This is a genomic window from Terrabacter sp. Root181 (genome assembly GCF_001428505.1).
Taxonomy (GTDB): Bacteria; Actinomycetota; Actinomycetes; order Actinomycetales; family Dermatophilaceae; genus Terrabacter.
This window is the reverse complement of record NZ_LMHU01000009.1, coordinates 318,876-343,138: the sequence shown is the minus strand read 5'-3', so window position 1 is coordinate 343,138 and position 24,263 is coordinate 318,876. Positions and strand designations below refer to the sequence as shown.

The following is a 24,263-nucleotide window of genomic DNA, read 5'->3' as shown; positions in this document are numbered from 1 at the left end:
CCGGCGTCGAGTGGCCGCGTCGTCACACTCGCCGCACCCACCCCGGCGTCGAGTGGGCCGCGTCGTCACACACGAAGCCACACACAGGTCGGGTGCGGTCCCGGCGCCCTGCCGGGGCTGCACCCGCTCAGGACTTGTTCCGTGGCACGTAGACGACGAGCCGCTCGGCGAAGCCGGACCCGAAGGCGCCGAGCACGATGAGCAGGTCGGCGTGCGGGCCGGGGACGGTGATGATGCCGCCGGCCGTGGCGAAGTAGAAGGTCAAGGCCGCCACCGACCCGATGAGCGCGTGCACGATGGCGGTCGTCAACGACCCGAGGTGAGCCGGTGGCTGGGCCCGCGGATGTGCGCAGAGGCGCTGCAACGCGCTCGTCACCGCGCCGATGGTCCCGGCCACGGCCGCCGAGGAGGCGAGCCAGGGCGTGTCGAGGGCGTGCGACCGGGTGCCCAGATGGGCCCAGATGAGCCAGCCGGCGACGGCGAGCAACCCGACGAGGATGAGCGAGAGCCAGATCCGCTGGGCCGTGTTGGCCTCCATCGCGGCATACCGACTGCTGTTGAGGTCGTTGCGGATGCGTCGGGCCTCGCGCAGGTACTCGCGGTCGGCGCGCAGGTCCGATGCCGTCGCCCTGCGGGTGGGGACGGGGTCGCCGTCGGAGGCCGGGTCGGCAGGGTCGGCTGGGTCGGCTGGGTCGGCCGGATCCCTCGGGTCGGTCGAGCGGCTCACCGCGATGGCGCCCGGCGACATCCGACGGAGCAGGTCGAGGGCCGCCTCGCGCCACCACCCGGCCTCGTCGTCGAGGGCGATCTCGCAGCGAAGGCTGTGCCGGGCGGCGTCGAGCTGGTGGCGTCCGAGGAAGGAGACCTCGAGCTCCTCGGCCCGGCTGACCAGCGCCCAGCCCTTGCCGGCGTCGTGCTCCTCGCACGCGGCCCTGGCCTTGTCGAGGAGGCGGAGGACGTCGTCCATGGGGTCCGGATGGTCCTTCCCGTCGCCCCTGCCCTCCCAGGCCTCCGTGGACCGCGACGGTTGGCCCGACAGGCGTGCGCGGACGCTCTCGATCTGCCAGTCCAGGCGGGCGAGCTCCCGGTCACGCCCCGTCACGTGGTCCTGTGCCCAGTGCACCACCGTGCGCCACGAGGCGGTGTCACGCACCACCGGCGCCACGGTCAGTCCCACCGAAGCCTGTGCCATGACCGCCCTCCTGACGGGTCCACCCGGGTCGTTCTGAGCCCGCCGGGGTCCTCCGGGGCGAGCGGCGAGGAGGGTGGACCGCCTCGCACCAGACAGACGTGCGACCCGGAACGCCTGATACCGCTGGGGGCGCCCACGTGTCGCTCCCCGTCCGGGTGGAGGTCAGGTGACGAAGATGAGGTGTGACCGACCGGACCTATCGCCTCGTCATCCGTGCTGCTCTCGGCCTGTTCCGGGTGCTCGGGCTGCGCCTCGACGTGCGCGGGGCCGAGCACCTGCCGCGAGACGGCGGTGCCGTGCTCGCCGGCAACCACGTCGGCTTCCTCGACTTCCTCTTCGTCGGCCTCGTCGGTCGCAGGCGGGGCCGGTTCGTCCGGTTCCTCGCCAAGCAGGGCATCTTCCTCCCGCCCCTCGTCGGCGCCGCGATGCGGGCGATGGGCCACATGGCCGTCGACCGCGCACACGGCGAGATGGCGCTGCGCCACGCCGTCGCCAAGGCCAGCCAGGGTGAGGTGGTCGGGCTCTTCCCCGAGGCGACGATCTCCCACTCGTGGGAGCTGCGGCCGTTGCGCCCCGGCGCGGCCGCCGTCGCGACGTGGTGCCAGGTGCCGCTCGTCCCGGTCGCCGTCTGGGGCAGCCAGCGGATCCACACCGTCGGCGGCCGCCTCAGCCTCCGCCGCGGGACGCCCGTCACGATCCGCGTCGGGGAGCCGTTGGTGCCCGCTCCCGACGCCGACCCGTATGCCGTCTCAGAGCAGCTCCGGTCGCGCCTGGACGCGCTGCTCGCCGACGCGATGGACGCCTATCCCGAGCAGCCCCGGGACGACGCCGACCGCTGGTGGCTCCCTGCCTCACGCGGAGGCAGCGCGCCCGGTCCCGAGGAGGGGATACGCCTCGACGAGGAGGGGATGCGCCAGGCAGACCTGGCAGCAGAGGCGCGAATCCGACGCTCTCGCAAGGTCGCCCCCGTCGGCCGCCCCCGACGTCGGCGGGTGGCGACCGGTCGCTCTCAGGTCGTGCCTCCGTCGACCCGCGAGAGCGCCTCGTAGTCCGCCCGGTCCTTCGCGGCGTCGTCCGCATCGTCCGTGCGCGGGTGGCTCTTGTCGCGAAGCATGATCTCGAGCGCGGGCACTCGTGCCGTGACCCCGTCGAGAGTCCTCCGGGCGTCACCCAACGCCTGCTCGGACCACACCGCGGCCTCCGGCTCGAACGGGATCAGGACCCGTCCGCCGTCGTCGAGGACGAATGTCAGCTCGAGAAGCACTCTGCCGCGCCGGTAGCGCGTCCCGACGACCTCGTCCTCGAACGGCGTGTGCTGCCAGCGTTCCTGGAGGAGGGCGCGGTGCATCGCAGGGCGGTCGTCCCGGCGGACGGCGAGGTCGACGTCGTGGTGCGGACGCGTGACCCGACCGACCCAGAAGTCGACGCCCCAGCCCCCGAAGAGCCAGTGGTCGACGCCGGCGCCGTCCAGTGCGGCACCCACCCCAGCGATCGCGGCCAGCTGCTGCTCGGGGGTCGCCTCAGCGAGGCTGCCTGCGTTGTCGTCTGTGGTGTCGGCTGTGGTGTCGTCGCTGGTGTCGTCGCTGGTGCCGTCTGCCGTGTCGTCCGCCGCCATGGTTCAGGTTAGGCCCGGGCCGCCGCGCGCGGGCTGTGTCAGTAGCTCATCCCCATCACCGCCCGCACCGTCGCCAGCGTCCGCTCGGCCACCTCGTTGGCCCGCGCGTTCCCCTCGTGGAGCACCGACGTGAGGTATGCCGGGTCGCGGGCCAGGTCGGCCCGCCGTGCCCGGTGCCCGGCGAGGGCCTCGTTGACCGCGTCCGTGACGACGCGCTTCAGGGCCTGGGCGCCGCCGTCGCGGACGCGCTCGGCCACCGACTCCGGTGCCGCACCGAGGAAGAGGCCGGCGATCGTCAACAGGTTGGCGACGGCCGGACGGCCCTTGGGGTCGAACGTGATCCGTCGGTCCGAGTCGGTCCGTGCCGCGCGGATCTGGGCCGCCGTCTCGTCGGCGGTGTCGCGCAGGTTGATGACGTTGCCCTTGCTCTTGCTCATCTTCGTGCCGTCCGTGCCGAGGAGCAGCGGGACCTCGCTGAGCAGGGCCTCAGGCTCGGCGAACACGCTGTGCCCCGCGGCATACCTCTGGTTGAAGCGGCGCGCGATGGCGCGGGTCTGCTCGAGGTGCGGCAGCTGGTCGCGCCCGACCGGCACGATCCGGCTGTGGCAGAAGAGGATGTCGGCGGCCTGGTGCACCGGGTAGGTGAGCAGCAGGCCCGACAGCGGCCGACCGTCGGACAGCGCGAGCTCGTCCTTGACCGTCGGGTTGCGGCGCAGCTCGGCGTCGGTGACGAGCGACAGGAACGGCAGCATGAGCTGGTTGAGCGCCGGCACCGCGCTGTGCGTGAAGATCGTCGTCCGTGCCGGGTCGAGGCCGGCGGCGAGGTAGTCGAGCACGAGGCCCTGCACGTTGGCGCCCATCTCACCGACCGAGTCGCGGTCGGTGATGACCTGGTAGTCGGCGATGACGACGAAGGTCTCGACCCCCTTGTCCTGCAGTCGGACCCGGTTGCGGAGGCTCGCGAGGTAGTGGCCGATGTGGAGCGGGCCGGTGGGTCGGTCGCCGGTGAGCATCCGGAAGCGGGCGCCGTCCCCGGTGTCGTCAACATCGGAACCCGAGGCGCGCTCGTCGATGAGCGCGTCGAGGACGGCGCTGCGATCCAGCGCCGCGGCATACGTCGCGTTCTCGTCGGGGTCGGCCGCTGCGAGCGTCGTGGGAAGGGTGGTCGTGCTGGTGGTCAAGCTGGTGGTCATGGTCTCTCCTGGTCGTGGTCGGTGCCCACGGGAGAGACCTCGCCGCACGTCCTGGACATGCGAGGAGCCGCCCGTGGGCGGCTCCTGATCTCGGGTTGGTTCGAAGGGCCGCCTCAGCTGGGCAGCCACCACGCGCGGGTCGGTGCGACGGTCGAACTCATGTCAGTCAGGATACGCGAGGAGCACCCGCTCGGCGATCAGGGTGACCCACGGACTGGGAATGCCCACCCGCTCGTTGGGCACGTGGGTCAGGCCGGGGTAGGCGCGGGCGGGCGTCCAACGGCCGTCCGGGCGACGGCGACCTCGGATGATCGCCAAGGCCTCGTCCATGCGCTCGTCGCGCGGGATCCGAGCGCCCGCAAGGGAGTCGAGTCCCCGCAGGACGTCGTAGTGCCACCGTGCCGGGTAGTGCAGCCCGGCGAACTCCGCCCGGATGACCTCCCCCGTGCGCTCGCTCCTCAGGAGCCGGTGGCGCAGGAGGAACTCAGCCGCCGACAGGCGTGCCCGGTCCAGCTCGTCGGCGCGGTAGGCGGCGCCCGACGCGAGGTAGCCGGTGATGCCCTCGATGACGCACACCGTCGTGTGCACCGACGAGTGCGTGACGGCGGCGCCGGGACGGTTGTGCCGGCAGTTGAAGCCCCCGTCCGCCACGACCTCACGCAGGAGGAAGTCGACGACGCTGCGCAGCTCGCCCTCCGGCGCTCCTAACCAGCTCGAGTAGCCGAGGGCCATGCCGTTGATGCAGGCGTCGCTCGGCTTCGTGGGTGGGGACGGGCTGACCCCACCGTCGGCAGCCTTGTGCGAGCCGAGGACGAGGGCCACGGTCTCGCGGGCGGCGTCGTGGGCGCCCGGGAGTCCGATCTGGCTGAGCTGCAGCAACGTGTAGTGGCTGGAGGTCCACTTCGGCTGGTAGAAGCCGCGTCCCCAGTGACCCTCCGGCCCACGCGCGGCGAGCAGCGCCGCGCCGATGCCCTCGGTGGCGATCCGTGCCTGGAGGCTCGCGTCCTCGTGACCGAGCAGGTCGCGCGTCGCGAGGTGGGCCACGGCGACGTCACCGTCGAGGAGCCAGCCGAGGACGGCGGAAGTGGTCACCGTCTCATCGTGACAGTCGGGCTGCCCCCGTCGACAGACCTAGGCTGACAGGCGTGCCAGACCCGACCCCGACCAGCCCTACCAGCCCTACCAGCCCGACCAGCTCGGCCTCGAGCCGCACGTCCCAGCAGGCGGCGCTGCTCGACCAGCTCGCCGCACTGACCGAGCTGCCCGACGTGCGCGACCGCGCGGACGCGGCTCGTGAGGCCTGCACCCGGCTGCGTTTCCACGAGGCCCTGCGCCGGCGGATCCCCGAGGCCTCCGCCGAGTCGCGCGTCCGCGGTGCGCAGGCCAGCGCGGCACTCGACGGCGCGGAGTTCCCCGTCGACGTCGTGCGCGCGCTGATGAGCGGTGCCCGCGACTGGCCGGACGACCTCGACCCGGGCCTGCGCACCCTCAAGGGCGCCGTCTCGGCGACGGCCGAGAGCGAGCGCGTCGTCGCGCTCGTGCGCACCGCCCCGCTCCAGGCGCTCGCCCGGCTCCACGTCGCGGCCGCCTCGCCCGTCGTCCGCGGCGAGGCGCTCGGCCGTCCCCGCATGGGCGACGAGGACTGCACCGAGCTCGTCGACCTCGGGCCCGCACCCGCCCCGACCGTCGTGGCCGCACGCCTCGCCTCGCTGTCCGACGTGGTCGTCGCAGCGGCCGGCAGCAACCGGGTCCCCGCAGCCGTGGTCGCCGCCCTCGTGCACGCCGAGATCGCCTCCATCCGCCCGTTCGTCCACGGCAACGGTCTCGTCGCGCGGGCCATGGAGCGCGCGCTCGTCCAGGCCCTCGGGCTCGACCCGACGGGCGTCGCCGTCCCGGAGGCGGGCCACGTCGCGAACGGTGGGCCGGCCTACCTCGGTGCGCTCACGGCATACGCCCAGGGTGGCGCCGCAGGCGTGGGTCTCTGGCTCTCGCAGGCCGGGGAGGCGATGGTCCGCGGCGCCGCCGAGGGCGCGCGGATCAGCGACGCGGTGCGGGCGGGGCGGCTCACCTGAGTCTCGGCTGAACGCCTGGTTGCGACGATTCGTGCGGGATGTCCACGGGGGTGGACAGTTTCTTGCCGCCGCGAGGAGGTGGGGGGTGTCGCCACGCCGACGCCGTGGAGTAGAACGGAGTCAGGAACCACATCGCCGAGAGGCGTAGATCCGGATCCACGCAGAACAGATGTCTCGAGAAGAGGCCGAGTACCCACGCGAGAGCAGTTCCCTTGGAACAGTCCACCCCCGGGCGCACAACCGGGGCGACATATTTGAGAATGCACGCCTGGTAGCCCGGAGCTTCTCTGGAGGCCCTCCGACCGACGGTCCGGGGGCCTCCGCGCTGTGTGCGAGGATCGTTCCTCGTCGCCGGATTTGAACGTTTCCCTCGTGTCATGACAAATCATGAGAAATCATCGCGTGTCGTGACTTCTCGGTTTGCAATCCGGTGGACTAGCGTCCAGCATTGTTGGTGGTGCTCCCCTCCTGGGTCGAGCACCGACGCGATCTGGCCCCTCCCCCCCGGTGCCAGTCTCGTGAGGTGGCCTTCGTCTTCCCCCGGACGAAGGCCACCGCCATTTTCCGGACCTTTGCGGGTCGGCGCGCCGGGCTCGGCGTGGCTTTCGTTGTCCACACCCCTCTGGCGCGGGGGCGCTCTGTCCACCGGCTCGCGTATGCCGCTGGGCGGGCCCGTGTGACTGCGTGACGGTGGGCGCATGGGAAACGTCATCGCCTTCGTGCCGGCCTCGGGTGGGGTCGGGTCCTCGACCCTGGCGGTCGCCGTCGCAGTGCGGGCCGCCGCGGCCGGTCGCTCGGTCGTGGCCGTCGACCTCGACCGGGTGTCGGGGTGTCTCGACGTCATCTTCGGGCTCGAGCAGGAGCCGGGCTGGCGCTGGCCCGAGCTCGCCGACGTCGCCGGCCTGGTGGACGGTCTCGGGCTGGCCGACGAGCTCCCGGTCTCGTGCGGGGTGGCGGTCCTGTCGGGAAGCGGAGGCGCGGGTTGGGTGTGGCCCGCCGCCGACGAGGGTGACGGGGCCGGCGGTTGGGCCGAGAGCCTGCCGGACGTCGTGGCCGGCCTGGCCGACGCGCACGACCTGACGGTCCTCGACCTGTCGCGCGACCCGTCCGTGCTGGCCGGGGTGGCCCTGCTCGTCGACGCGGTCGTCGTCGTGTCGGGCACACAGGTGCCGCAGCTCTGCGCCACCTCCGCCGTCGTCACTGGCGTGCGCCGCCTGCTGCGCCGGCAGCGTGACGCGGGCCGGTCGTGGGATGCCGAGCCGCTGCTGCCGATCGAGCCCTGGGTGGTGCTGCGGGGCGACCGCATCGAGCCCGACCTCGAGGACCTCGTCGTGGACGGGCTCGACGTGCCGCTCGTTGCGACGATCGGCGACGACCGGCGCCTGGCCGCCGAGGTGACCGAGGGGCTGCCGCCGGGCGCGCGGGGACGTGGTGAGGTCGTGCGCGCCGCCGACGACCTGCTGCTCCGGCTCACCGACCAGGCGGTCGCGGCATGAGCGTCGAGCCACGCCCGGGCGGTTCGCTCACGGCGGCGATGTGGCAGCGCGTCCGGGGCGGCGTCGGTCCTGACGGCGTCGCGGTCGCCGAGGTGGCCGCGCAGGAGCGCGGGGCCCTCGGGGCCCAGCGCGTCGCAGAGACCCGTTCGGCGCTGGCCGCGAGGGTCCTCGGCGCCGGGCCGCTGGACCCGTGGCTCGCCGAGCCGGGCGTCACCGACATCGCCGTCAACGGCGACGGGCGCATCTGGGTCGACCGCGGCCACGGCATGGAGTGGGCGGGTGAGCGACTCGACGCCGACGACGCGCGCGGCCTCGCGGTGCGCCTCGCCGGCATCGCGGGCCGGCGCCTCGATGAGGCGAGCCCGTGGGTCGACGGCCAGCTCCCGTCGGGAGCCCGCCTCCACGCGATGCTGCCGCCCCTCGTCGACGGCGGTCCGCACATCACGATCCGGGTACCGCCACGGGAGCCGGTGTCGCTGTCCGAGCTCTGCGACCGCGCGATGCTGCCTCCCGAGTGGGAGCCCGTGCTGCGTGCGCTGGTCGCCCGGCGGCTCGCGTTCGTCGTCTCGGGCGGCACGGGAGCGGGCAAGACGACGCTCCTCGCGGCGCTCCTCGGCTGCATCGACCCGGTCGAGCGCCTGCTCGTCGTCGAGGACGTGCGCGAGCTGACGGTCGACCACCCGCACCTCGTGCGGCTCGAGGCGCGTCCGGCCAATGTCGAGGGGGTCGGCGAGGTCACGCTCACGACGCTGGTGCGCCAGGCGCTGCGCATGCGCCCCGACCGGATCGTCGTGGGAGAGGTGCGTGGGGCGGAGGTCCGGGAGCTCCTCGCAGCACTCAACACCGGACACGAGGGTGGCTGCGGCACGGTGCACGCCAACGCTCCCGTCGACGTCCTGGCCCGCTTCGAGGCACTGGGCGCCCTGACGGGCCTGACGCCCGAGGCGGTCCGGGCCCAGCTGGCGGCGGCCATCGACGTCGTCGTGCACGTGACACGCGACCGCGGTGGCCGGCGCGTCGCCTCCGTCGCGGCGCTCTTCCGCCGCGACGGCGACCCCTGCATCGTGCCCGCGCTCGAGTGGGACGGCCCGGGCCAGGAGCCCCGCCTCGGCCCCGCGTGGTCGGCGCTGGCGGGCCGCCTCGGGCTGGAGACGGAGCTCGCACGGCACGCCCCAGCGCTGTCAGGCGGCCCCGTGCTGGCAGTCGGCCCCGTGCTGGGGGCGGAGGCCGGGCGGACGGGCCGTGCGCTCGCTGACTCCCACCCGGGCCCGCCGGCCGCAGTGATGGCGTGCCCTGATCCGACCTCTTCGGCTGCGCCAGACGACCCCGTCCGAATAGGGGAGGCGTCGTGAACGCCGGGTCAGCGGGGGTGGTCGCGGCGGCCCTGCTCGGTCTGGCGGTGCTCGTGTGGCCCCGTCGGGTGCCGCTGAGGTCGACCGACGTCGACGTCCGCGTCGGCGCCGTGGGCGGGACCGGGGGCGGGACCGGGGGCGGGACCCGGGGCGGGCAGCGCGCTGGTCGCGACCCGGCAGCGGACGGGTCCTCGCCGGGCTCTGATGCCACGGGACAGAGCGTGTGGCAGCGGGATCCGGTCGACCTCTTCCGCCGGTGGCGACTTCGTCGTCGGCCGGGAGCGCTCGTCGACGACGTGCTCGACCTGCTGCGGGGCATCGGACCTGCGCTCGGGGCAGGGCTGACGCCGAGTCGGGCCATCGAGCTCGCGGCCACGTCGACGCTCGGCGCCGAGCGGGTCCGTCTGGCCCGCGAGGCCTCGGGGCGGAGGAGCCGGCGGTCGTCCGCAGCCTCGTCGCCCCGCCGCCGGCGGGGGTTCGGTTTCGCGAGCGAGGAGCACCGGACCGTGCCCGTCGCCGACATCGACCGGCTCGTCGGGGGCCTGCTCGAGGCGACCGACCGAGCGGAGCCCACGTCGCCGGTCTGGGCACAGTGGGCAGCGCGCAGCGCGTCCCAGGAGCTGGCGCTCGTCGCCGCTGCCTGGCGCCTGTCCGAGAGCACGGGTGCGCCACTCGCGTCCGCGGTCGACCGCGCGGTCCGCGGGCTCCTCGACGCCCGGGCACGACGGGGCAAGGTCGCCGTCGCCGTGGCCGGCCCGCGTGCCACCGTCACGGTGCTGACCCTGCTGCCGCTCACGGGCCCGCTCTTCGGGCTCGCCTGCGGCATCGACCCGGCCACGCTCTACCTCGGCTCCCCGGTCGCGACGGTCTCGGTCCTCCTTGGACTGCTCCTCGTGTCGGTCGGGCGGGTCTGGTGCACCCGGATGGTCCGACGGGCGGTGCGACCGTGACACCCGAGGTCCTCGTCGACGCACTGCGAGACGCTCCGGCGCTCGGCCTCGTGGCGGCCGGCCTGACCGCCCTGGCCGTCCTCGTCCTCCTCGGAGGCGGCGGCGACACATCCGCTCGGGGGGCCGATGACCTCCTCACTCACCGCGGCGTCGGCTCGACACCCGAGACGGGCTCGGCGGGACGTCCAGGTCGTCCTTCTGACGACAGCAGCGCCGGCGACGGTGAGGCGACAGAAGCCGAGGTGTCTGCGGCGCTCTCCCTGCTGGCCCTGGCCTACCGCTCGGGTCTTCCCACGTGGGACGTCCTCGAGGCGGTGGCCACCGGCCTGACGGGTCGTGCGTCCAGGGACCTTCGCCAGGTCGCGGCCGCCCTGAGGTGGGGAGCGACGGAGGCCGAGGCCTGGGCGTCGGTCGGTCCCACGTGGGCGCCGGCCGCCCGGGCGGTCGCCATCGCCCACCAGGCGGGGGTCCCGCCCGGAGCCATGTTGCTCGCCGCCTCGGACGACCTCCACGCGGCCGAGCTCGAGCGGCTCGAGGTCTCCGCGGCCAAGGTCGGCGTGCGTCTCGTCGCCCCGCTCGGTCTCGTGCTGCTCCCGGCCTTCTGCCTGACCACCGTCGCGCCGCTCGTCATCGCCCTCGCCGGTGACCTGCTCCGCAGCTGACCGGCCCATCGACCGTCCCTCGACCCACGAGGGCACGCATCCCGGGCATCCCGTCCGGGTGAGGAGAGGAGAACCCATGACCCACAAGCTCATCCGACTGCGCGCGAGGTGCAGGGCGATCGCGGGGGCTCAGGACCGAGGGATGACGACCGCGGAGTACGCCGTCGGCATCATGGCGGCCTGCACCTTCGCGCTCGTGCTGCTCGGAGTCGTCAAGTCCGACGCGGTGCGCGGCGCCCTGGCCGGCATCGTCCAGAGCGCCCTGGGGATCGCGGGGTGAGGTCGCGACGCGCCCGACCCGATCCGGGCCGGGAGCGCGGGATGGTGACGGCGGAGCTCGCCGTCGCCATCCCGTCCATCGTGCTCGTCCTGGCCTTCTGCCTCGTCGCCGTCAACGCCGCCGTCGACCAGATCCGGTGCGTCGACGCGGCACGCGTGGCCGGTCGGGCTGCGGCCCGGGGTGACGACCCCCCGCGGGTACGGGCGCTCGCGGCCGAGTCGGCCCCGGCGGGCGCTCGGGTCCAGGTCGCCGGCGTCAGCGGGGGAGTGCGGGTCACCGTCTCGGCGCGCACCGGGGGCTGGGGACTGCTCCCTGGCTGGGAGCTGAGCGCGTCCGCCGTGACCCCGGTCGAGTCGCCGTCATGAGCGCCCCGCCGCCCCAGCCATCGCCGGAGCCCCTGCCGTCGCCGTCACGGTCACTCGCGCCGACGGTGTCACCTCCGCCCCCGCCGTCACCCGCGCCGACCCTGCCATCTCAGCCGGCACCGTCACCCGCACCGACGCCGACGTTGCGGCGCAGGCCGGAGGGCGAGCGCGGGGCGGCGAGTGTCATGGTCCTGTCGCTCGTGGCCGTGGTGCTCGCCCTCACGGCGGGTGGCCTCGTCGTGGCCTCGGTGGTCGTGGCCAGCCACCGGGCCCGCGTCGCCGCCGACCTCGGCGCACTCGCCGGCGCCGCGGCGATGCAGGACGGAGTGTCAGCAGGACAGGCCTGCTCCGTCGCGCACCAGGTGGTTCGCGCGAATGGTGCTGCGACGCAGTCGTGCTCGTCGACGGGAGGTGACCTCGAGCTACGGGTCGAGGTCCGTGCCGCCCTCTGGCCCGAGCCTGCGACGGCTCGTTCACGCGCCGGTCCCGAACGCTGACGGCAGGCTCGTCGGTGCCGCTACGCGTCAGCGGTTCGCCCCGGGGTCAGCCGGTGTGTCGGGTGCTGAGCGTCAGCGGTTCTGCCAGGCGTCCGGGGCCGTGAGCAGCTGGCGCACCCGGTCGGGAAGGTCGCCGGTGCGCAGGTCCTCGAGGGAGGTGTCGTCGAGCACCTCGCGCAGGCTTGCACGGACAGCGACCCAGAGGCTCGGCAGATGGGTGGCGACCCCTTGGTACTCCGTCTCGTGCGGTCGCAGGCCGCGCACCTCGGCGAGCGGTCCGTCGACGGCGCGGAAGATGTCGCCCACACTGATGTCCCCGCGTGGGCGCCCCAGCACGTAGCCACCACGGGCGCCGCGACGGCTGAGCACGAGGTTGCCGCGCCGCAGGTCGGCGAAGATCGCCTCGAGGAACTTGCGCGGCAGCTCCTGCCGGGTCGAGAGGGTGTCGATGCTGATCGGGCCCGACCCCTCCGCGTCCGCTTCGGCGAGGATGAGCATCGCGCGGACCGCGTAGTCGACTCGTGCCGAGATGTCCACCCGTGCAGTCTGCCGCACACGACGCCCGCGCCGCGCCGATGCCCGCACCCGACCCTCCCGAATCGGCCGCTGACCTCCCGTCACACCAGTGAGCGGGGTCGCGTCGCCCGAGGTGGGCGACCCGACCGCCGGGCCAGAGGTGCCCACTCGATCACGAGAGCGCCCGGCACCCTGTGTTCCGGGAGAACGTGTCCCCTGGTCACGAGAGCGCCCGGCATCCTATGCTCCGGGAGAACGTGCCCACTCGACGTGGGAGACCCCGGAGTCCCGTGCGCGAGGGGAGGGGTCCACTCGACGTGGGGAGACCCCCGAGGTCGGTGAGCCGAGAGAAGTGCCCACTGAGGGGTGGGGAGTGGGGAGTGTGACTGAGGCGGCGAGGTGTCGTCCCCTCGCCGCCTCAGTTCACTCGGTGACCCGAGCCGCCCACCCACGTCGCTCGGCGACGAGAGGGGCTTCACGGCATACGTTATGCCGTTGCCTGTGCCCGTGCGAGACCTGTCCCACCTTGGTTCACGCACCTGGACGGCGAGCGTCAGATGGCGAGCGCGGGATCGTGCTCAACGACGCTCGACCGGCCGACGGCGCGCGCGTGGATCGTCTCGCCCTCACGCAGCTGCAGCTCGGCAGCGTCGCGCCGGGTGATCTGGGCGGCGAACCGCTCGCCGGAGTCGGCGCGCAGGTCGACCCGCACCTCGAAGCCGAGGGGCACGACGCGCTCGACGACGGCGTCGATGACGCCGGGGGAGTCAGGGACCTTCGCGTCGAGGGCCAGCGCCATCTCGCGGCTGCGCTCGAGGGCGATGTCGTGCGGCCGGACGAGCTGCCCGCCGAGGTGCGCGACCGAGCCGAGGAAGCCCATGACGAAGTCGTTGGCGGGGCGCTCATAGAGCGTGACGGGGTCACCGACCTGCTCGATGCGTCCCCTGTTGAGCACGGCGATCCGGTCGGCCACGTCGAGCGCCTCCTCCTGGTCGTGCGTCACGAGCACCGTCGTCACGTGGACCTCGTCGTGCAGCCGGCGCAGCCACTGGCGCAGGTCGGTGCGCACCTTGGCGTCGAGCGCGCCGAACGGCTCGTCGAGCAGCAGCACCTGCGGGTCGACGGCGAGGGCCCGGGCGAGCGCCATCCGCTGGCGCTGCCCACCCGACAGCTGCGCCGGGTAGCGGTGCTGGAATCCGTCGAGCCCGACGATCTCGAGCAGCTCGTCGACCTTCTTGCTCGTCTCGGCCTTGGGGCGCTTGCGGATCGTCAGTCCGAAGGCGACGTTGTCGCGGACGGTCATGTGCTTGAACGCGGCGTAGTGCTGGAAGACGAAGCCGATCCCACGCCGTTGCGGCGGCTCGTCCGTGACGTCGCGGCCCTCGATGGTCACGGTCCCGGAGTCGAGCTCCTCGAGTCCGGCGATCGCGCGCAGCAGCGTCGACTTGCCCGAGCCGCTCGGCCCGAGCAGCGCGGTCAGCGAGCCGCTCGGGATGTCGAGGCTCACGTCGTCGAGCGCGGTGAACGAGCCGTAGTCCTTGCGGGCGCTGGTCACGGTGATCATCGGTCGCTCCTCTTGCGGTCGAGCAGGGTCATGAGCAGCAGCACGACGAGCGCGATGCCCATGAGGAGGGTGGCGGCGGCATACGCGCCGTAGGTGTTGTGGTCGTCGATGTAGCGCGAGTGGACGAGGAGCGTCAGGGTCTGCGAGACCCCGGGGAAGCCGGAGCTGACCATGATCACCGCGCCGAACTCACCGAGGGCCCGCGCGACCGTGAGCACGACGCCGTAGGTCAGCCCCCAACGGACCGCGGGGAGCGTGATCCGCCAGAACGTCTGCCACCCGTTGGCCCCGAGCGTCGAGGCGGCCTGCTCCTGGTCCTGGCCGATCTCGTGGAGCACCGGCTCGACCTCGCGCACGACGAAGGGCAGCGTGACGAAGATCGTCGCGAGGACCATGCCCGGGATGCCGAAGATGACCTGGAAGCCGGCCCGGTCGAGGGCGCCGAACCACCCGCCTGCGCCCCACAGCATGATGAGCGAGACGCCGACGACGATCGGCGACACCGCGAATGGCAGGTCGACGACGGCCTGGAGCAGCCCGCGTCCGCGGAACCGCCCGCGCACGAGGGCGAGCGCGGTCGCGACGCCGAAGACGACGTTGACCGGCACCGTGATCGCAACGATGAGCAGCGACAGGTTGAGCGCCGACTTCGCTGCGGGCGTGGAGATCGAGGCGATGAACTCCGACAGGCCGGGCTCGAAGGTGCGCCAGAGGATGACCCCGATCGGCACGGCGAGCAGGACGAAGAGGTAGCCGAGCGCGACGACGCGCAGCGTCAGGCGGGTGCCCCGGGAGACCCTCATGCGTCACGCTCCTCGCGTCGCTGGCTGCGGCTCGACACGACCCGCAGCAGCAGCAGCGTGACGAACGCGATGGCGAGCAGGGCCACCGAGACGGCGGCGGCGTTGAGCGGCCGGTCGATCTCGATCTGCTGCTGGATGTACTGCGAGGCCACCTGCGTCTCACGGGGGATGTTGCCGCCGATGAGCACGACCGAGCCGTACTCGCCGATGGCGCGCGCGAAGGCGAGACCGGTGCCGCTGAGGATGGCCGGCGCCAGGGTCGGCAGCACGATGCGACGGAAGGTCGTCCATGTCGTGGCGCCGAGGGAGGCGGCCGCCTCCTCGACCTCGTGGTCGGCCTCGATGAGCACCGGCTGCACCGACCGGACGACGAACGGCAGGGTGACGAAGAGCAGCGCGACGACGAGCCCCCAGCGCGTCGCGTTGAGCTCGACCCCGATGGGGCTGTTGGGGCCGTAGAGCGAGAGCAGCACGATGCTGGCGACGATCGTCGGCAGCGCGAACGGCAGGTCTATGACGGCGTTGACGAAGCGCTTGCCGCGGAACTCGTCGCGCACGAGCACCCACGCGACGAGCGTGCCGACCACGGCGTTGACGAGCGCGACGACGGCCGAGACGAGCACGGTCACCCAGAGGGACGCGAGCGCGGCGGGCGCGGTCACCGCCTCCCAGAAGCCGGCGAGGCCCTCGTCGAAGGCCGCGACCGTCAGGGCCGCGAGCGGCAGGAGCACGATGACGCTGAGCCACAGGGTGACGATGCCGATGCCGAGGGGTCCCCGCAGTCGTCGGAGGCCCTTCCCGTGGCGCCTGGGTCGCGTCGTGCCCCTGGGTGGCTCCGCCGGGCGTCCGGTCGGGAGCGTGTCCGGGGGCGTGTCCGGGAGCGCAGCGTCGCCGCCGTGAGGGCGTATGCCGTCCGGCGCGGTCGCGTCCGGACGCGGCGGCAGGGGCGCCGCGTCCGTCTCCGGATACGGGCCCCTGCGCTGCTGGTCGGTGTCAGGCGTCACTGCGTCGCCTGGTCGTAGATCTTGGCGATGTCACCGACGTCCTTCTTGAAGAGCGTGCTGTCGACGGTCTTCCAGCCACCGAGGTCGGCGATCGTCCAGAGCTTCGTCGGCGCCGGGAACTTGGAGGTGTACTCCTGGGCGACGGTCGGGTCGACGGGGCGGAAGCCTGCCTCGGCGAGGAGCTTCTGCGCCTCCGGCGTGTAGAGGTAGTCGTTGAACGCCGTGGCCGTGGCGAGGTTCTTGCTGCCCTTGAGCACCGCGGCGGGGTTCTCGATCTTGAACGTCGTGGGCGGCGTCACGTGCTCGACGGGGTCGCCGTTCTTCTCGATGAAGAGGGCCTCGTTCTCGTAGCTGAGGAGCACGTCGCCGCTGCCCTGCAGGAAGGTCTCGGTGGCCTCGCGGCCGGATTTCGGCTGCACCTTCACGTGGTCCTTGACGAGTGCGGACACGTAGGCGAGGCCGGCAGCCTTGTCGACGCCACCGTTGCTCTTGGCGGCATACGGGGCCAGGAGGTTCCACTTGGCCGAGCCGGACGAGAACGGGTTGGGCGTGACGACCTCGAGGCCGGGCTTGAGCAGGTCGTCCCAGTCCTTGATGCCCTTGGGGTTGCCCTTGCGCACGACGATCGTCACGACGGAACCAAAAGGAATCCCCTTGTGCTCGTTGGCGTTCCAGTTCGGGTCCACGAGTCCGGCGTCGACGAGGCGCGTGATGTCGGGCTCGACCGAGAAGTTGACGAAGTCGGCCTCGGCGCCGGCTGCGACCTTGCGGCTCTGGTCGCCCGAGGCGCCGTAGCTCTGCTGGAACTGCACCCCCTGTCCGGCCTTCGTCTTCTGGAAGGCGGGGATGACGACGTCGAAGCCGACCTTCGGGACGGCATACGCGTAGAGGTTGATGGTGCTCGTCGTGGCGCCATCGGCGGCGGCCGTGCCGGCCGCTGCGGCGGAGTCGCTGGCGCCGCCGCCGGCACACGCCGTCAGGCCGAGGGTCGCGGTGACGGCGATGGCGGCGATGGCGATCGAGGGGCGGCGCATGTCGGGCTCCTGAGGGGTGAGGTCCGGATCGGGGTCGCGCCGCGGGGTGCGGCGGGCCGGGTCGGGCGGCGGCCGTCGGGTGGCTGCTTTCCTATCCGTTGCATGGGAGTTTCGAATAGCGAGGCGTTACTGGTCAAATAACGCAGCATTATGTCTCAGAGTGTGGTCCGTCCCGCCCGATCCCCCGCCTGACCCCCTGCCTGGCCCCGTCTGACCGCCCGCCTGCCGGAGGAGGCCGCGGCCAGCGCCGGCTCAGTCGCCGCGCGACAGGGACCGCACGCGCAGCACCGGCCCGACCGTCGACGTCGTGGCGACGTCGGTGGCGGCGTCCCCGCTCACGGTCACCCGGGCGCCCGGCTCGGCCTCGAGCGCCCACCCGGGCGGGAGCAGCAGCTCCCACGTCGTCCCGTCGTCCGCGTCCAGCACGAGGGGTCGCTTCTCCACCTCGACCCGGCGGAGCGTCCCTCGCGCGACGACCGTGGGCGCCTGCCTACCGGTCGTCCCGCCTGTGATCTCGTGCCACGGGCCCGATGGGCCCGAGGAGCCCGACGGCCCGGAGGAGCCCGACGGGCCGGACGAGCCCGAACGACCCGGCAAGCCCGGCGAGCCCGACGAACCCGATGGGCGCGGTCGGCGGGGTGGTCGGTTCACGTCGGCCTCCGTGGTCCTGGACCGGCGTGGCGCAGCACGAGGTCGAGCAGAGCCACGGCGCCTCGCTTGTCGAGGGGCTCGTTGCCGTTGCCGCACTTGGGCGACTGGATGCACGACGGGCAGCCCTCCGGGCACTCGCACGAGTCGATGGCATCACGGGTCGCCCTGAGCCACGGGCGGATCCGGCGGTAGCCGCGCTCGGCGAAACCCGCACCGCCGGGGTGTCCGTCGTAGATGAGGATCGTCGGCAGCCCGGTGTCCGGGTGCAGCGCGGTGGACACGCCGCCGATGTCCCAGCGGTCGGCGGTGGCGAAGAGCGGGAGCATGCCGATCGCCGCGTGCTCGGCCGCGTGCGCGGCACCGGGTATGCCGTCCTCGGCCACTCCCGCGGCCGCGAACTCCTCGACGGGCATCGTCCACCAGACGGCCTTCGTCGCGAGCGAGCGCGGCGGCAGGTCGAGCGGGTGCTCGCCGAGCACCTCGCCGCCGGGCAGGCGGCGCAGGAACGAGGTCACCTGGTGGCGCACCGTGACGTGCCCGAAGGAGCAGCGCAGCGGCCCCCAGTCCTCGTGCTCGGTCTCGTGGACGATCCGGAAGTCGCTCACCGACTGCGCCTGCGTCGTCCAGCCGGGGTCGCCGCGCACGGCGAAGGCGGCGTGGTCGTCGAGGTCGAGCTCGGTGACGACCCACGCCTGGCCCTGGTGCAGGTGCACGGCGCCGGTGTGCACCTGGGCGTGCGCGCTCGCGTCGTCGACGGTGCCGATGACGCGGCCGGTGCGGGTCTCGATGATGCGGACGGGCTCGCCGGCCCCGCGCAGCGAGAGGTGGTCGGCGGGTCGGTCCTCGCGCCCCCAGAACCAGCCGCGTGGCCGCTTCTTGAGGATGCCGCGGGCGACGAGCGCGTCGAGCAGGACTCGCGTCTGCGGCCCGAAGATCTCGAGGTCGGCCTCGGTCACCGGCAGCTCGGCCGCCGCTGCGGCGAGGTGCGGCGCGAGCACGTGCGGGTTGTCGGGGTCGACGACGGTGGCCTCGATGCCGCGGCCGAAGATCGCCTCCGGGTGGTGCACGACGAACGTGTCGAGCGGGTCGTCGGCGGCCACGAGCACCGCGAGCGAGCGCTCGCCGGAGCGCCCGGCCCGACCGGCCTGCTGCCACAGCGACGACAGGGTCCCCGGCCATCCGGCGAGCAGCACGGCGTCGAGGCCGCTGACGTCGACGCCGAGCTCGAGCGCGTTGGTGGCCGCGAGCCCGAGCAGCTCCTTCGCGCGGAGCGAGCGCTCGAGCTCGCGCCGCTCCTCGGGGAGGTAGCCGCCGCGGTAGGCGGCGACACGGTGCTCGTCGGTGACGGGGACCCGCTCCTTCGCGATCCGGGCCACGACCTCGACCCCGGCCCGGGACCGTGCGAAGGCCACGGTCTGCACGTGCTCGCGCACGCACCCGGCGAGCAGCTCGCCCGTCTCCGTGATGGTGCTGACGCGGGACGGCTGCCCGGTCTCGTCGACGAGCAGCGGCGGCTCCCACAGGGCGAAGGTCATCGACGCGCGGGGCGACCCGTCCCGCGTCACCGGGGTGACCGGCATACCGAGGAGCCGGGAGGCGTGCTCCTCCGGGTCGGCCACGGTGGCGGACGCGAAGACGAAGGTCGGCTCGCTGCGGTAGCGCGCGGCCACGCGGCGCAGCCGTCGCAGCACGGCCGCCATGTGCGCCCCGAAGACCCCCTTGTAGACGTGGCACTCGTCGACGACCACGTAGCGCAGCGCCCGCAGGAACGAGCTCCACCGCTCGTGGCCGGGCAGCAGGGAGTGGTGGAGCAGGTCGGGGTTGGTCAGCACGAGGTTCGCGTGGTCGCGGATCCAGCGACGCTCGTCGGTGGGCGTGTCGCCGTCGTACGTCGCGGGGCGGACCGCGGGCAGCGCGAGCCGGTCGATGCGGCTCAGCTGGTCGGCGGCGAGCGCCTTGGTGGGGGAGAGGTAGAGCGCCGTGGCGCCGCGGCCGTTCGGGGCGTTCGCCCCGGCGATGATGTCGCTGAGGATCGGCAGGTGGTAGCCGAGACTCTTGCCCGACGCGGTCCCGGTGCTGACGACGACGTGGCGCCCGGCGTGGGCGGCCTGCGCCACCTCGACCTGGTGCGACCAGGGGGCCTGGATGCCGGAGGCGAGGAGCGCGCCGAGGAGCGTCGGGTCGACCCAGTCGGGCCACTCGCCGAGCATCGCCCGGCGTGCGGGCACCTCGTGGACGTGCACGAGACGCTCGGGATGGTCGCCGACGAGCGTGCGCAGGAGGTCCTCCGGCACGGGTCCCGTGGGCGATGGCTCCCCGTTCATGTGGAGCAACCGTATGCCGTCGGGGTACGGTAACCGACGTGCGGGGGATGTTACTGCGCAGTCAGTCACACAGGGGGAACGTGACGGGCGGGGAACGGTCAGCACTACGTCAGGACCGGACCAGCGCGACCTCGCGACCAGAAGCTTTGCAAGTGTGGGCACAGGAAGGGAAACAGGTGGATCTCTCGATCACCCGAGCCGACCATGGCGAGCAGACCGTGGTGCACCTCGGCGGTGAGATCGACGTCTACACCGCGCCGCTCGTGCGCGAGAAGCTCGACGAGCAGATCCAGAGCGGGCGCACCCAGCTCGTCGTCGACCTCACGGACGTGACCTTCCTGGACTCGACGGGGCTCGGGGTGCTCGTCGGGCGGCTCAAGCTGACCCGCACCCGGGGCGGCTCGATGCGGCTCGTCGGCACCGACGACCGCGTCCTCAAGGTCTTCTCGATCACCGGCCTCGACAAGGTCTTCGAGATCCACCCGACCCTCGACGCGGCGCTCGCCGCGAGCGAGGCCGGGGCGAGCACGCCGGGCGAGCAGTCCTGAACGACACCCCCGTCGTCGACCGGTCCCTCGTCGCGCTGCTGCGTGCGGACCTCTCGGCGGCCGGTTTCACCGTCGACGGCGTCGCCGACCGGCTCGGCCCGGTGGCGTCCGCCGCCCTGCACCGGGAGCAGCCACTGCCCGCGCTGCTCGAGACCGATGCGTCGGCCACGTCGGTCGACGACGCGTGCGGCGTCCTCGTGCGCCTCTTCACGCTCGGCCGTCCGGTGCGGGCCTCGGCCCTCGCTGCGACCCTGCCGTCGCTCGGCGTCGACGGGGCCGTCGCCCTCGGCCTCGTGCGTCTCGAGGGCGGCCGTGCCGGCTTCGCCGCCGACCGCTGGGCACCGCCTGACCGCGACGTCGTCGCGACGTGCGACCTGCGGCCCTACGGCGACGATGCCCACGACTGGTGGGTCGCCTCCGACCTCTCCGAGCTCGCCGTCGGCGGGCCGCTGCGTCCTGACCACGTGCTCGGCATCGGCGGCGCCTCGACCACCCTCGCGTCGTGGACCGTCCGGCGGTCCGTCGACCGCGCGCTCGACCTCGGGACCGGGTGCGGTGTCCAGGCCCTGCACCTGACCGGCCACGTCGGTGCGATCGTCGCCACCGACATCTCCGAGCGAGCCCTGGCGTATGCCGCCTTCAACCTCGCGCTCGCCGCCTCCGAGGGTGCCGACGCGGTCCCGGGCGTTCAGCTGCTCGGCGGTGACCTGCTCGATCCCGTTGCGGGGCAAGAGTTTTCGCTCGTCGTCAGCAACCCGCCCTTCGTCATCACGCCCCGTGACGAGGGCCTGCCACTCTACGAGTACCGCGACGGCGGCCGCGCCGGTGACACTCTCGTCCGTTCGCTCGTCCGCCAGGTCGGCGCCGTGCTGGAGCCGGGCGGCATCGCCCAGTTCCTCGGCAACTGGGAGGTCCCGGCCGGTCGCACGTGGCGAGACGTGTGGGCCGACTGGCTCGACGAGCAGGCCGGTGAGGGTGTCGCCCTCGACGCCTGGGTGATCCAGCGTGAGTCCCAGGACCCCGCCGAGTACGCCGAGCTGTGGGCGCGCGACGGCGGCGCCCAGCCCGGGAGCGAGGCCCACTCGAGGATGTATGCCGCGTGGCTGCGCGACTTCGCCTCGCGCGGTGTCGAGCGGGTCGGGTTCGGGGTCGTCACGCTCCAGCGTCCGGCGACGGACCGGGCGACGTGGCGTTCCCTCGACGAGGCCCACGGCCCTGTCGCGGCGCCGATGGGACCGGCGGTCGACGCCGGCCTGCGCGCCCGGACGTGGCTGGCGGAGCACTCCGACGACGACGTCCTCGACGTCGCCTGGTCGTGCGCGCCCGACGTGACGGAGGAGCGCCACGGCACACCCGGCGCCGAGGACCCGAGCGTCATCCTCGTCCGGCAGGGCGGCGGGCTGGGACGCGTCGTCCGTGCCGGGACGCTGCTGGCGGCATACCTCGGTGTGGCCGACGGTGAGCTGACGGCGCGGGTCGCGCTCGACGCCATCGCGACGGTGCTCGACCTGGATGCCGGCGACGTGCGGTCCGAGCTCGTCCCCGGCCTGCTCGTCTGAACGAGCAGGCCGCCGCCGTAAGGGTTTTCGCGCTCCTCAGCGCGCGATGGAGGTCAGGCGAGGAGCTTGGCCGCCGTGGTGATCGTCTGGATGACGCCGTAGGCGAGGATGACCGCGATGACCGCCCAGAGGGCGACGACGCGCGCAGGTCCCGGCATCCGGGACGAGCCCTCACCGTCGTCCACCGGCGCCGGCTTGGCCGCCTCGACGACGTCGTCCGACTCGTGGAAGCGGTCGGCGACCGGGCGCACGAGGAGGTTGGCGACGAAGCCGACCGCCAGCACGCCGACCATCGTCAGCAGCGCCGGCGTGTAGGCGTCGGCCGTCAGGGTGCCGGGCTTGCCCTGGGCGTCGAGGAAGCCGTTGATGATGAGCGGGCCCGCGACGCCGGCGGCCGACCAGGCCGTGAGCAGCCGGCCGTGGATGGCGCCGACCTGGAAGGTGCCGAAGAGGTCGCGCAGGTAGGCGGGAGCGGTCGCGAAACCGCCGCCGTAGAACGAGATGAGCACCGCGGCGATGAGGACGAAGAGCCCGATGGCGACGTGGCCGGCGAGGGCGAGACCGATGTAGGCGAGGATGCCGACGCCGAGGTAGACCATGTACATCGGCTTGCGGCCGATGGCGTCGCTCGTGGAGCTCCACACGAAGCGGCCGGCCATGTTGAAGAGCGACAGCAGGCCGACGAATCCGCCTGCGGCAGCAACGGTCACGGCGGACGAGCCGTTCTCCCGGAAGAAGTCCTGGATCATCGGGCTGGCCTGCTCGAGGATGCCGATACCGGCCGTGACGTTGCAGAAGAGGACGACCCAGAGCAGCCAGAACTGCGGCGTGCGGATCGAGCTCGCGGCCGAGACCGACTTCGTCGTGACGAGGGCGGCGGTGTCGCTCGCGTCGGCGGGCGGGGTCCAGCCCTCGGGCTTCCAGTCGGGGTGCGGCACGCGGATGTTGAAGACGCCGATGAGCATGACGAGCGCGTAGACGATCCCGAGGGTGACGAAGAGGAGGGTCAGGGCGTGCCCGTCGGCCGTCGACGTCGAGTCGGAGGGGGTGTAGCCCGGGTCGTAGCGGCTGAGCAGCTGGCGCGAGAGGGGGCTCGCGACCATGGCGCCGCCACCGAAGCCCATGATCGCGAGGCCCGTGGCGAGGCCCGGACGGTCCGGGAACCACTTGATGAGCGTCGAGACCGGCGAGATGTAGCCGATGCCGAGTCCGATGCCGCCGATGACGCCGTAGCCGAGGTAGAGCAGCCACAGCTGGCTCGTCGCGATGCCGGCCGCCCCGACGAGGAAGCCGGCGCTCCAGCACACCGTGGCGACGAACATCGCCTTGCGGGGGCCGTTGCGGTCGACCCACGTGCCGAAGACGGCGGCGGACAGGCCGAGCATGACGATGGCGATCGAGAAGATGATGCCGATCGCGGTCTGCGAGGTGTCGAAGTGTGCGACGAGTGACGTCTTGTAGACGCTCGTCGCGTAGACCTGGCCGATGCACAGGTGGACGGCGAGGGCGGCCGGCGGGATGAGCCAGCGGTTGAAGCCGATCGGGGCGACCGTGCGGCGACGGTCGAGGAATCCCGGGGAGCTGGTGGTCGTGGCGGTGCGCTGCGTCGTTGCAGTCATGCGGACCTCGGATCGACGAGAGGGACGGGTGGGCGTGGGACCGCGCGCGAGGTGGCGGTGGCGCGGACGAGGGATCCGGAGGGGTGCATACCCGGGTTCAGGGCGAAATGTGTCATCCGTACCGGGCAATCGACTTGTGAGTGAGCACTCACTCATTCATGATGGACAGCATGTCGACACGAGTGGACGGCCAGCGCGCCGGTCAGCGGGCCGCCCCGATGAACCCCGACGACCGCCGGGACGCCCTCATCGAGGTCTTCGTCCGGCTCGCCCACCGCGAGGGACGCAAGCCGACGACGAGCGAGATCGCCCAGGAGGCGGGTGTCGCCGAGGGCACGATCTTCCGGGTCTTCCCGACCAAGGAGGTTCTCGAGAACGAGGCCGTCCAGGCCGCGTTCTGCCCGGCTCCCGTGCGGCGGCGCATCGCGGCCATCGACCCCGAGGGCTCGCTGCGTGACCGGCTCGTCGACTTCACACGGATCATGCAGATGCGCTTCACCGAGGTCTTCGGTCTGATGGGCGCCCTCGGCCTGAGCGAGCCGCCCAACCGCGGCCCGCACCGGGCCTGCTATGACGCTGGTCGGCACCTGCGCGGACACGCCGACGAGGAGGAGCACGAGGCCGCCCACCAGCCGCTGCTCGAGTCGATCCACGAGCTGCTCATCCACGACGAGGAACACCTCGTCGTCCCCGGCCCCGACGTCATCCACCGCATCCGGCTGCTCACCTTCTCGGGCAGCCACCCCGGCATCGCCGACGGGCAGGTGCTGACGCCCGAGGAGATCGTCGACACCGTCCTTTTCGGACTCGTGAGACGGCCCAGCCCCACCGAGAGCGGCCTGTCGATCGCCGAGCTCCACGCGCAGCTCGGCGGGGAGCCGCGGATGCTCGCACCGAGCGGGGAGCCGCGACCGTGACAAACCAGTTGACCCTCACCCCACGTGAGTCCCTAGCGTTCCTCAGCGAC

At 72.9% G+C, this 24,263-nt stretch carries 24 protein-coding genes; 12 read left to right on the top strand and 12 right to left on the bottom strand.

The features are described from left to right. Positions 1 to 127 precede the first annotated feature (127 nt). Positions 128 to 1,192, bottom strand: coding sequence for a hypothetical protein (locus ASD90_RS19795; RefSeq protein WP_056760179.1), 1,065 nt, complete (start codon positions 1,190 to 1,192; stop codon positions 128 to 130). Between the two features lie 182 nt (positions 1,193 to 1,374). Between ASD90_RS19795 and ASD90_RS19790 the strand changes: the two genes are divergently transcribed. Further along, entirely contained in the window at positions 1,375 to 2,241 is an 867-nt protein-coding gene (locus tag ASD90_RS19790; RefSeq protein WP_200958659.1) for a 1-acyl-sn-glycerol-3-phosphate acyltransferase, read from the top strand. On the opposite strand, the gene ASD90_RS24035 is transcribed toward ASD90_RS19790, so the two are convergent. The 3 genes from ASD90_RS24035 to ASD90_RS19775 all read right to left on the bottom strand — a co-directional run bounded on the left by ASD90_RS24035 (position 2,202) and on the right by ASD90_RS19775 (position 5,092). Continuing rightward, on the bottom strand, positions 2,202 to 2,807 hold the full coding sequence (locus ASD90_RS24035; RefSeq protein WP_056760178.1) for a nucleotidyltransferase domain-containing protein: 606 nt from the start codon (positions 2,805 to 2,807) through the stop codon (positions 2,202 to 2,204). The two genes, ASD90_RS19790 and ASD90_RS24035, sit on opposite strands and share 40 nt — an antisense overlap. A gap of 38 nt (positions 2,808 to 2,845) precedes the next feature. Further along, on the bottom strand, positions 2,846 to 4,000 hold the full coding sequence (gene trpS / locus ASD90_RS19780; protein ID WP_200958658.1) for a tryptophan--tRNA ligase: 1,155 nt from the start codon (positions 3,998 to 4,000) through the stop codon (positions 2,846 to 2,848). Positions 4,001 to 4,162: 162 nt separating this feature from the next. Further along, positions 4,163 to 5,092 carry a hypothetical protein gene (locus ASD90_RS19775; RefSeq protein WP_056760176.1) on the bottom strand — a complete coding sequence of 310 codons (930 nt, stop codon included), beginning with the start codon at positions 5,090 to 5,092 and terminating at the stop codon, positions 4,163 to 4,165. 53 nt (positions 5,093 to 5,145) lie between these two features. Here ASD90_RS19775 and ASD90_RS19770 point away from each other — a divergent pair, with 53 nt between their 5' ends. The 8 genes from ASD90_RS19770 to ASD90_RS19735 all read left to right on the top strand — a co-directional run bounded on the left by ASD90_RS19770 (position 5,146) and on the right by ASD90_RS19735 (position 11,674). Next, positions 5,146 to 6,072, top strand: a complete 927-nt coding sequence (locus ASD90_RS19770) for a Fic family protein (RefSeq protein WP_082588883.1) — start codon at positions 5,146 to 5,148, stop codon at positions 6,070 to 6,072. Between the two features lie 698 nt (positions 6,073 to 6,770). Continuing rightward, positions 6,771 to 7,568, top strand: a complete 798-nt coding sequence (locus ASD90_RS19765) for a hypothetical protein (protein WP_056760173.1) — start codon at positions 6,771 to 6,773, stop codon at positions 7,566 to 7,568. Further along, entirely contained in the window at positions 7,565 to 8,920 is a 1,356-nt protein-coding gene (locus ASD90_RS19760; RefSeq protein ID WP_082588882.1) for a TadA family conjugal transfer-associated ATPase, read from the top strand. Before ASD90_RS19765 ends, ASD90_RS19760 begins: the two co-directional genes overlap by 4 nt. Beyond that, a complete protein-coding gene (locus ASD90_RS23845; protein WP_056760171.1) occupies positions 8,917 to 9,870 on the top strand; it encodes a hypothetical protein in 954 nt (317 codons plus the stop codon). The genes ASD90_RS19760 and ASD90_RS23845 overlap by 4 nt, the downstream gene beginning before the upstream one ends. Further along, a complete protein-coding gene (locus ASD90_RS23840) occupies positions 9,867 to 10,532 on the top strand; it encodes a type II secretion system F family protein (RefSeq protein WP_162260226.1) in 666 nt (221 codons plus the stop codon). Before ASD90_RS23845 ends, ASD90_RS23840 begins: the two co-directional genes overlap by 4 nt. 76 nt (positions 10,533 to 10,608) lie before the next feature. Then, positions 10,609 to 10,812, top strand: coding sequence for a DUF4244 domain-containing protein (locus ASD90_RS19745; RefSeq protein ID WP_056760167.1), 204 nt, complete (start codon positions 10,609 to 10,611; stop codon positions 10,810 to 10,812). Positions 10,813 to 10,853: 41 nt separating this feature from the next. After that, positions 10,854 to 11,177 carry a TadE family type IV pilus minor pilin gene (locus tag ASD90_RS19740; protein ID WP_056760165.1) on the top strand — a complete coding sequence of 108 codons (324 nt, stop codon included), beginning with the start codon at positions 10,854 to 10,856 and terminating at the stop codon, positions 11,175 to 11,177. After that, complete coding sequence (locus ASD90_RS19735) at positions 11,174 to 11,674, top strand: Rv3654c family TadE-like protein (RefSeq protein ID WP_304437873.1); 501 nt, start codon at positions 11,174 to 11,176, stop codon at positions 11,672 to 11,674. Before ASD90_RS19740 ends, ASD90_RS19735 begins: the two co-directional genes overlap by 4 nt. 72 nt (positions 11,675 to 11,746) lie before the next feature. Here the strand turns inward: ASD90_RS19735 and ASD90_RS19730 are convergent, their stop codons facing one another. The 7 genes from ASD90_RS19730 to ASD90_RS19700 all read right to left on the bottom strand — a co-directional run bounded on the left by ASD90_RS19730 (position 11,747) and on the right by ASD90_RS19700 (position 19,570). Continuing rightward, positions 11,747 to 12,211, bottom strand: coding sequence for an Rrf2 family transcriptional regulator (locus tag ASD90_RS19730; RefSeq protein ID WP_056760160.1), 465 nt, complete (start codon positions 12,209 to 12,211; stop codon positions 11,747 to 11,749). A 532-nt stretch (positions 12,212 to 12,743) separates the two neighbouring features. After that, complete coding sequence (locus tag ASD90_RS19725) at positions 12,744 to 13,754, bottom strand: sulfate/molybdate ABC transporter ATP-binding protein (protein WP_056760158.1); 1,011 nt, start codon at positions 13,752 to 13,754, stop codon at positions 12,744 to 12,746. Then, positions 13,751 to 14,557, bottom strand: a complete 807-nt coding sequence (gene cysW, locus ASD90_RS19720; RefSeq protein ID WP_056760156.1) for a sulfate ABC transporter permease subunit CysW — start codon at positions 14,555 to 14,557, stop codon at positions 13,751 to 13,753. The genes ASD90_RS19725 and cysW overlap by 4 nt, the downstream gene beginning before the upstream one ends. Continuing rightward, positions 14,554 to 15,561, bottom strand: a complete 1,008-nt coding sequence (gene cysT, locus ASD90_RS19715; protein ID WP_056760154.1) for a sulfate ABC transporter permease subunit CysT — start codon at positions 15,559 to 15,561, stop codon at positions 14,554 to 14,556. Before cysT ends, cysW begins: the two co-directional genes overlap by 4 nt. Beyond that, entirely contained in the window at positions 15,558 to 16,595 is a 1,038-nt protein-coding gene (locus tag ASD90_RS19710) for a sulfate ABC transporter substrate-binding protein (RefSeq protein ID WP_056760152.1), read from the bottom strand. Before ASD90_RS19710 ends, cysT begins: the two co-directional genes overlap by 4 nt. A gap of 252 nt (positions 16,596 to 16,847) precedes the next feature. Beyond that, entirely contained in the window at positions 16,848 to 17,021 is a 174-nt protein-coding gene (locus ASD90_RS19705; RefSeq protein ID WP_235506815.1) for a hypothetical protein, read from the bottom strand. Positions 17,022 to 17,242: 221 nt separating this feature from the next. After that, positions 17,243 to 19,570, bottom strand: a complete 2,328-nt coding sequence (locus ASD90_RS19700) for a DEAD/DEAH box helicase (protein ID WP_235506814.1) — start codon at positions 19,568 to 19,570, stop codon at positions 17,243 to 17,245. 176 nt (positions 19,571 to 19,746) lie between these two features. Here ASD90_RS19700 and ASD90_RS19695 point away from each other — a divergent pair, with 176 nt between their 5' ends. Together ASD90_RS19695 and ASD90_RS19690 are read left to right on the top strand one after the other, a co-directional pair. After that, entirely contained in the window at positions 19,747 to 20,118 is a 372-nt protein-coding gene (locus ASD90_RS19695) for an anti-sigma factor antagonist (protein ID WP_056760146.1), read from the top strand. Next, positions 20,115 to 21,677: a methyltransferase gene (locus ASD90_RS19690; RefSeq protein ID WP_056760143.1), complete on the top strand. Its 1,563-nt coding sequence runs from the start codon at positions 20,115 to 20,117 to the stop codon at positions 21,675 to 21,677. Before ASD90_RS19695 ends, ASD90_RS19690 begins: the two co-directional genes overlap by 4 nt. 53 nt (positions 21,678 to 21,730) lie before the next feature. Here the strand turns inward: ASD90_RS19690 and ASD90_RS19685 are convergent, their stop codons facing one another. Beyond that, on the bottom strand, positions 21,731 to 23,296 hold the full coding sequence (locus ASD90_RS19685) for an OFA family MFS transporter (RefSeq protein ID WP_056760141.1): 1,566 nt from the start codon (positions 23,294 to 23,296) through the stop codon (positions 21,731 to 21,733). Between the two features lie 170 nt (positions 23,297 to 23,466). Between ASD90_RS19685 and ASD90_RS19680 the strand changes: the two genes are divergently transcribed. Beyond that, a complete protein-coding gene (locus ASD90_RS19680) occupies positions 23,467 to 24,213 on the top strand; it encodes a TetR/AcrR family transcriptional regulator (RefSeq protein WP_235506812.1) in 747 nt (248 codons plus the stop codon). Positions 24,214 to 24,263 lie beyond the last annotated feature (50 nt).